Raw genomic sequence first — 7,711 nt, 5'->3', positions numbered from 1 at the left:
CTCAAAAATCCCATGTCGATCACTCCAAATCCCCCCAACCAAAACCGTCGGGGAAGTGTGTTCACATGGGTCAATTCTCAGTGACAATTTATGGGGCTACCGGGTCAGTTCTCAGTGACAATCAACATTCGTCCGCCATTTCTTCACGACGGTTCAGATCACTTTCGCCGGCAATGACAGCGAGGGGTTGCGCTACGCCCCGGTCCAGACCCCGCAGCCTTACTGGCTGGCCTGGAAGGAGAAGAGTGACATCTCCGCCCGCCTCGATCGCGATGTGACCCAGATGATCGCCCCCGCGCGGTTCCTTGAGTTGATTCATGACTTCACGCTGTTCGACGGCGGCATCAAAAAAATCGCCCGCCCAAACCAGTATTTCGCCGTAAAGGCTGCACAGGAACGGGTGAGAAGCAAGGAGGGGGGCATCATCTGGCAGACCCAAGGTTCGGGTAAAAGCCTCATCATGGTGATGCTGGCGCGCTGGATCAGGGAGGCTTTCCCGGATGGTCGTATCCTGGTGGTGACCGATCGGAAGGAGCTGGACGGCCAGATCGAGGAGGTATTCGGCAATACTGGCGACAAGGTGCGCCGGGCTCGCAGCGGCAACGACCTCATGGCTGCCCTCGCCGATTCAAAGGACCGGGTCATTAGCTCGCTCGTCCACAAGTTCGGCAAGCGAGAAGAGGGCGAGATGGAGTCGTTAATTGCCGATATCCAGACCGCCCATATCGGGGCGCCTATAGGTGAGTTTTTCGTCTTCATCGATGAAGCCCATCGCACGCAATCGGGTAAACTGGCGAAAACTATGCGGAAGATCTTACCCAAGGCGATGTTCATCGGCTTCACCGGCACACCTCTACTTCGGTCGGATAAAGGGACCTCGCTGGAGGCCTTCGGGCCCTACATCGGCAAGCCATACCGGTTTGATGAGGCCGTCGAGGACGGCGTGGTGCTCGACCTTCGCTACGAAGCCCGGGATATCGACCAGAGGATAAGCGCGCCTGAGAAGATCGACGCTTGGTTTGAGGCGAAGACGAAAGGGCTCACTCCCGTCGCAAAGGCCACGCTGAAGCAGCGCTGGGGCACCTTGCAACGCGTTCTCTCGAGCCGTGATCGGCTTGAAGAGATTGCCAAGGACATCATGGTGGACATGGAGATGAAGCCACGTCTTCAGGCGAACATGGGGAATGCCATACTTGTCGCAGGTTCTATTCCAGAGGCCTGTAAGTTCTTCGAGATCTTCCGGAAGTCGAGTTCTGTCCTCGCCGATAAATGTGCGATCGTTACCTCCTACAAGCGTGCGGCCCCCGAGCTGACCGGGGAAGAGACCGGTATGGGCGAAACTGATAAGCAGTATGTCCACCGCATCTACACCGACCTGCTGGGTGAGATACCGGAAGAAGACTACGAGGATGAGGCTCTGAAGCTCTTCAAGAAAGAGCCGGGAAGGATGAAGCTCCTAATCGTGGTCAGCCGTCTCCTGACCGGCTTCGACGCGCCTACAGCAACCTACATTTACATCGACAAGCAGATGCGCGATCATGGGCTGTTTCAAGCCATTTGCCGCGTTAACCGGCTGGATGGTGATGACAAGGATTTCGGTTACATCGTCGACTACAAAGACCTTTTTTGCAACATCGAGAGCGCGGTAGAAGATTACACTTCCGAGGCTTTTGACGCCTTCGCCAAAGAGGATGTCAACGGGCTCATAAACAATCGTGCGGAACAGGCCGATCTGGACTTGAGAGCTGCGAGGGATGCTTGGCTCGGCCTTATGGACCGTGTGGATCAGCCGAAGACAGACGACGAAATCTACGCGTATTTCTCCAGCCCGGATGGGATCGACACTGATCCGGACGCTGAAGAAAAAGGGCGGCGCCGGCAAGCTCTTTATAAAATCGCAGGCAGCTACGCTCGCGCCTACGCCAACGTGGCAGCCGAACCCGCAGGTTCGGGTTTCAACGATCTGGAGCTTGCCGAGTGCCGAAAGGAAGTCGAATACGCCATCGGCATCCGTGATGCCGTTCGCCTGCACAGTGGCGACGCCGTCGATATGAAGCTATACGAGCCCGCTATGAGGCACCTGATCGACAACTACATACGGGCAGAGGACTCTGAGGTCATATCGCACCTGGATGACATCAGCTTGATTGACCTTGTCGAGAGCAAGGGTGCCGCGATGGAAGATGATCTTCCAGCAGCTTCAAAGCGCAAACGCGAGAACATTGCGGAAGCGATCGAGAACAATGTCCGAAAGCTCATCATCGAAGAAACCCCGGTCAACCCTCGCTTCTACGAGAAGATGTCCGATTTGCTTTCCGACCTTGTAATCCAGAGGCGAAACGACGCAATCGAATACGCAGAGTATCTTGAGCGCATCAAAGAGATAGTAACGCAGGCGAAAGCCGGCCATGGCAATGTGTATCCGGATAGCATGTCGACTGCGGGAAAGAAGGCACTCTATGACAATCTCGACAGCGATGAGGATTTGGCTATCAAGGTCGACCAAGCCGTCCGAGACACGGCGCCTTTTGGCTGGCGGGGCAACGCCATGAAAGAACGAAAGGTCCGCCGTAGTTTGGACCCATTCTTCGACGACATCGCGAAAAGGGAGCGGATCTTCGAGGTCTTGAAGAACCAGAATGAGTATTGAGATTGCTGAGATCGGCGGCGTTGATGTTGAAATCGTCCGTAAGAATATCAAAAACCTGCATATAGGGTGCTACCCTCCTGTCGGCAGGGTGCGGGTTGCTGCCCCGGAACGGGTAAGTGGCGAAGCTATTCGCGTCGCCGTGCTAACAAGAATGTCTTGGATTAGAAGGAAGCAGGCTCAGTTCCTGGGCCAGCCTCGTCAGCCAGTTCGGAAGTTTGTCTCAGGCGAAACGCATTTCTATTTTGGTCGTCCGCTCCGGCTCGAAGTTGAGGAGTGGGATAAGCAGGTCCATCGTATCGCGCGATCCGGGTCCGACCGCCTGATCTTAAAAGTTCCTCTCAAGACAGAACCGCTTCAACGGGAACGATGGATGGCCACTTGGATGAAGAACCGTCTTCGTGACTGGGCCCTTCCACGATTTGACGGTTGGACCGCACGGCTGGGAGTGCATCCAGATTGGTGGGGCATCCGCCCCATGAAAACGAAATGGGGCAGCTGCAACGCCGAAAAACGGATTATCTGGTTGAACTCTTCACTCGTGAAAAAGCCAGAGAGCATGATCGACTATGTGATCTTGCACGAGCTCGCCCACCTGATTTCGCCTCGACACGATCAGAGGTTCACTTCTGTTCTCGACCGGGAAATGCCACGGTGGCGCAATGTGCGCAAAGAGCTCAACGCACTTCCCCTGGAGGCGTGGATCGACTGAAATGTGCGGCGCTCCGCGCGGCCGCCGCGCAAACCTTTGGGCAAATCGCGCAAAGTTATGGGGATCGCGCACGATTACACGCGATCCTACATCCCTTTAAAAATCCAGGTTCTCTACGCTCAGCGCGTTCTGCTGAATGAACTCGCGCCGTGGCTCGACCACATCCCCCATCAGCTTGGTAAAGAGATCATCCGCCTCGGCCATGTCCTCCACGCGGACCTGCAGCAGCGTGCGTGCGTCGGGGTCTAGGGTGGTTTCCCACAGCTGGTCGGGGTTCATTTCGCCCAGACCTTTGTAGCGCTGCAACGACAGGCCCTTTTCGCCTTCGGCGAGGATCGCTCCGAGCAGGTCCATGGGGCCATAGATCATCTGGCTGCGGTCTTTGCGGATCAGCTTGGCGGGCTGGTCATAGACATCTTGCAGGTGCTGGGTGAAGCTGCCGGATTTTTTCGCCTCGCCCGAGCGCAGCATGCGGCCATCAAGCGTGCGCACCTCCTCTACGCCGCGCAGGATGCGGGCGAGGCGGATGCCGTGGTCTTGGGTGATGCGCCCCTGCCAGCCGCGCTCGTATTCCAGCGCGATCAGGTTCAGACGGTCGGCGACCTTGTCGGCCACACCTTGAAGGTCGCTGTCCACCGCGCCATCGACAAAGGCCCCGGCGATGGCGGCCTGTTCAAGGATGTGGCGCGGGTAATGGGTTGGGAAGGCTTCCAGCACGCGCTTGAGTTGGCGCGCCATGTCGACCACGCGGGTGAGGTCTTGGCCGGTGATCTCTTCGCCGTTGCCTTGACGCAGCATGGCGCCGTCGACGCCCTGCTGGATCAGATATTCCTCCATCGCGGCCTCATCCTTGAGATAGACCTCAGACTTGCCGCGCGACACTTTGTAGAGCGGCGGCTGCGCGATGTAGAGGTGACCGTTTTCGATGAGTTCGGGCATCTGCCGGTAGAAGAAGGTCAGCAGGAGCGTGCGGATATGCGCCCCGTCGACGTCGGCGTCGGTCATGATGACAATCTTGTGGTAGCGCAGTTTGGAGAGGTTGAACTCATCCCGCCCGATGCCAGTGCCAAGCGCCATGACAAGGTTGCCGATCTCTTGGCTGCCCAGCATCCGGTCAAAGCGGGCGCGTTCCACGTTGAGGATTTTACCTTTGAGCGGCAGAATCGCTTGGGTCTGACGGTCGCGCCCGGTCTGGGCAGAGCCGCCGGCGCTGTCCCCCTCGACGAGGAAGACTTCGGTCTTAGAGGGGTCTTTCTCCGAGCAGTCTTTGAGCTTGCCCGCGAGGAAGTTCACATCCATCGCGGATTTGCGGCGGGTCAACTCGCGCGCCTTGCGGGCCGCCTCGCGGGCCTGCGCGGCCTCGACGATCTTGCCAACGATCTGTTTGGCCACATTGGGGTTCTCTTCGAACCATTCGGCCAGTTTCTCGTTCATCAACCCTTCGACCGCGGGGCGCACTTCGGATGACACCAGCTTGTCTTTGGTCTGGGAGGAGAACTTCGGATCCGGCACTTTGACCGAGAGCACGCAGGTCAGACCCTCACGCGCATCGTCGCCGGTGAAGTTGATCTTTTCCTTTTTGGCGATGCCGCTGGTCTGAGCGTAGCCGTTGATCGTGCGGGTCAGCGCACCGCGGAAGCCGGCCATATGGGTGCCGCCATCGCGCTGTGGGATGTTGTTCGTGAACGGCAGCACGTTCTCGTGGTAGCTGTCGTTCCACCACATCGCCACTTCGATGCCGATGTCGTCCCGCTCGCCGGTGATGAAGATCGGCTCGGGCATGACCGCGTGTTTGTGCCGGTCGAGGTATTTGACGAACTCCTTCACACCGCCTTCGTAGAACAGCTCTGTGCGCAGCGGCTCGACGGGGCGTTCGTCGTTCAGGATGATGCGCACGCCGGAGTTCAGGAAGGCCAGCTCGCGCAGGCGCTTTTCCAGCGTCTCGAAACTGTATTCGAGGTTCGAGAAAGTCTCGGTCGAGGCCATGAAGCGGACCTCGGTGCCGGTGCGGTCCGTCTCGCCCACGACTTCGAGGTGCTTGGTGGTGAAACCGCCCTCAAACCGTGCGACATGTTCCTTGCCCTCGCGCCAAATGCGCAGTTCCAGCCAGTCCGACAGGGCGTTCACAACCGAAACGCCAACCCCGTGCAGACCGCCTGAGACCTTGTAGGAGTTGCTGTCGAATTTGCCGCCCGCGTGCAGCTGGGTCATGATGACCTCGGCGGCGGAAACGCCTTCTTCTTCGTGGATGCCTACCGGAATCCCGCGCCCGTTGTCGCTGACCGAGACGCTGGAGTCCTCGTGGATTGTGACTGTTACCGCGTCGGCATGACCGGCCAGCGCCTCGTCGATGCCGTTGTCCACGACCTCATAGACCATGTGGTGCAGGCCCGAACCGTCATCGGTGTCCCCAATATACATGCCGGGGCGTTTGCGAACAGCCTCCAACCCTTTGAGAACCTTAATGGAATCGGCGCCGTATTCCTGTGGTGTCTGCGCGGTATCGGACATGCGGAAATAACCCTTCTCGTTTGCCCGATTTATAGTGTTTTCGCCCGGCATTGTCACGCGAATGACACAAGATTTTGTGTCAGGTGAAGGGGATGATCAGCCCCACGAAAATGAGCATCCCGCCCGAGATCAGATTGATCCGCCGCAGGGTGCGCGGGGCGGTCAGAAAGCCGCGCAGGCGGCCTACCAGCAGCGCGATCACAAGGTTGCCGATAAGCGGCACGATGACCGAAGCGGCGAGGATCAGCCCGATGTCGGGGCCGGTGACTTGGCGCAGATCAAAGAAGCCGGGCAGCACGCCCATGTAGAACAGCACCGCCTTGGGATTGCCGAGGATCGCCACAAACCCCGCGACGAAACCTGACCACATCCCGGGGCGGGTGAGGCGGCTGTCGGTGCTGATCTGCGCACCCGCCTGACGGATCAGGCCGATCCCCATGGCGATGAACACCAGCGCCGCAGTCCAGCGCAGCACCTCCATCACCGTGTCAAAGGCCGAGACGATCCATGTGATACCCAGCACCGCCACCAGCGGCCAAAGCATGTCCCCAATCGCCACACCGAGCGCCAGCGGCCATGCCGCCTGAAACCCACCCGAAAGCGCACGGGCCATCATTGCCAGCCAAACCGGGCCGGGGGTGAGGAAAAGGATCAGCAGCGCGCCGCAGTAAAGCAACAGATCGGCGGGGGTAAGGGTCACGGTTGCCGCTCCACCTGCGAAAGGCCATTCTCTTCGGTGACCTTGACATATTGCGCCCGCGCGCCAAGGCTCTCGAACAGTTCAGGGCCGGTGCCGGTCATCCACGCCTGCGCGCCAAGCGCGGTGATCTCGTCGTAAAGCGCCGCGCGGCGGATCGCGTCGAGATGGGCGGCGACCTCATCCAGCAGCAGCAGCGGCGGCGCGCCGAAGTCGGCGGCGATGGCGCGGGCATTGGCAAGGATGAGCGAGACCAGCAGCGCCTTCTGCTCTCCGGTGGAGCAGTCCCGCGCGGCGATGCCCTTGGCGGCATAGGTGCCCTCCAGATCGGCGCGGTGGGGGCCGATGAGCGTGCGACCGGCGGCAAGGTCGCGCATGCGGTTGTCCGAGAGCGCGGCGCGCAGGGCATCGGCGCTCTCGGGCATGTCGTTCAGCAGCGACAGCGTCGCGATGGGGAAAGCAGTCTGGGCCTCTGCCTGCGCCGCCTCAAGTGCTGTCAGCGCCTGTAGACGATTGGCATGAATCTGCGCTCCGGTTTCAGCCATGCGGGTCTCAAGCGCGGTGTACCACGCAGGCTCGCGCACCATGTCCTTGAGCAGCCGGTTGCGCTCGCGCATGGCTTTCTCGTAGCTGAGCGACAGGTCCGCATGATCGGGCAGCATCGAAAGCGTCACCCGGTCAAGAAAGCGCCGCCGCCCCTCTGCGCCTTCGATCCAAAGCCGGTCCATGGCGGGGATCAGCCAGAGCACGCGGGCAATGCGACCAAGCGCCGTTTGTGCGGACGCCTTGCCGTCGATCTTGGTCTGCCGTGCCGCGCCTGCTTCGGACCAGATGTCGACCTCATGCAGCACCGTGGGGCCGTGCAGCAGCCCGGTCACCTTCCAGCCCAAAGCCTCGGGCCGCCGTGCCATGTCTTGCGCGCTGGTGCGGCGCAGCCCGCGGCCCGGCGACAGAAGCGAGATCGCTTCGATGATATTGGTCTTGCCCGCACCATTGGGGCCATAGAGCGCGACGGGGCGCGCATCTACGTCGATCACCGCCCGGCGGTGCGAGCGGAAATGCGAGAGGCCGAGGTTGGAAAGATACAGCTGCGCCATTCAGACCCCGTTTTCTTTCAATGAAAACGGCGCGGGAATTTCAAAAA

The 7,711-nt window shown here is 59.8% G+C and carries 4 protein-coding genes and 1 pseudogene; 2 read left to right on the top strand and 3 right to left on the bottom strand.

The window, feature by feature from the left end:
- Positions 1-142: 142 nt before the first annotated feature.
- Both J3456_RS08140 and J3456_RS08135 read left to right on the top strand, forming a co-directional pair.
- Positions 143-2,650 (top strand): annotated as a pseudogene (locus J3456_RS08140) (type I restriction endonuclease subunit R); the annotation flags it as partial.
- Positions 2,640-3,359: a M48 family metallopeptidase gene (locus J3456_RS08135; protein WP_349579697.1), complete on the top strand. Its 720-nt coding sequence runs from the start codon at positions 2,640-2,642 to the stop codon at positions 3,357-3,359. The pseudogene J3456_RS08140 and the gene J3456_RS08135, both read left to right, overlap by 11 nt.
- Positions 3,360-3,455: 96 nt before the next feature.
- Here J3456_RS08135 and gyrB read toward each other — a convergent pair whose 3' ends face one another.
- The 3 genes from gyrB to recF form a co-directional block, all read right to left on the bottom strand.
- Positions 3,456-5,870, bottom strand: coding sequence for a DNA topoisomerase (ATP-hydrolyzing) subunit B (gyrB, locus tag J3456_RS08130; RefSeq protein WP_349579696.1), 2,415 nt, complete (start codon positions 5,868-5,870; stop codon positions 3,456-3,458).
- A gap of 79 nt (positions 5,871-5,949) precedes the next feature.
- On the bottom strand, positions 5,950-6,570 hold the full coding sequence (locus tag J3456_RS08125) for a LysE family translocator (RefSeq protein WP_349579695.1): 621 nt from the start codon (positions 6,568-6,570) through the stop codon (positions 5,950-5,952).
- Complete coding sequence (gene recF, locus J3456_RS08120; protein ID WP_349579694.1) at positions 6,567-7,664, bottom strand: DNA replication/repair protein RecF; 1,098 nt, start codon at positions 7,662-7,664, stop codon at positions 6,567-6,569. Before recF ends, J3456_RS08125 begins: the two co-directional genes overlap by 4 nt.
- Positions 7,665-7,711: the final 47 nt, after the last annotated feature.

The sequence above is a fragment of the Sulfitobacter sp. NFXS29 genome, from assembly GCF_040148765.1.
Lineage (GTDB): Bacteria > Pseudomonadota > Alphaproteobacteria > Rhodobacterales > Rhodobacteraceae > Sulfitobacter.
Note: the sequence above shows the minus strand (reverse complement) of the source record. Positions and strands in the feature narration are given on the sequence as shown.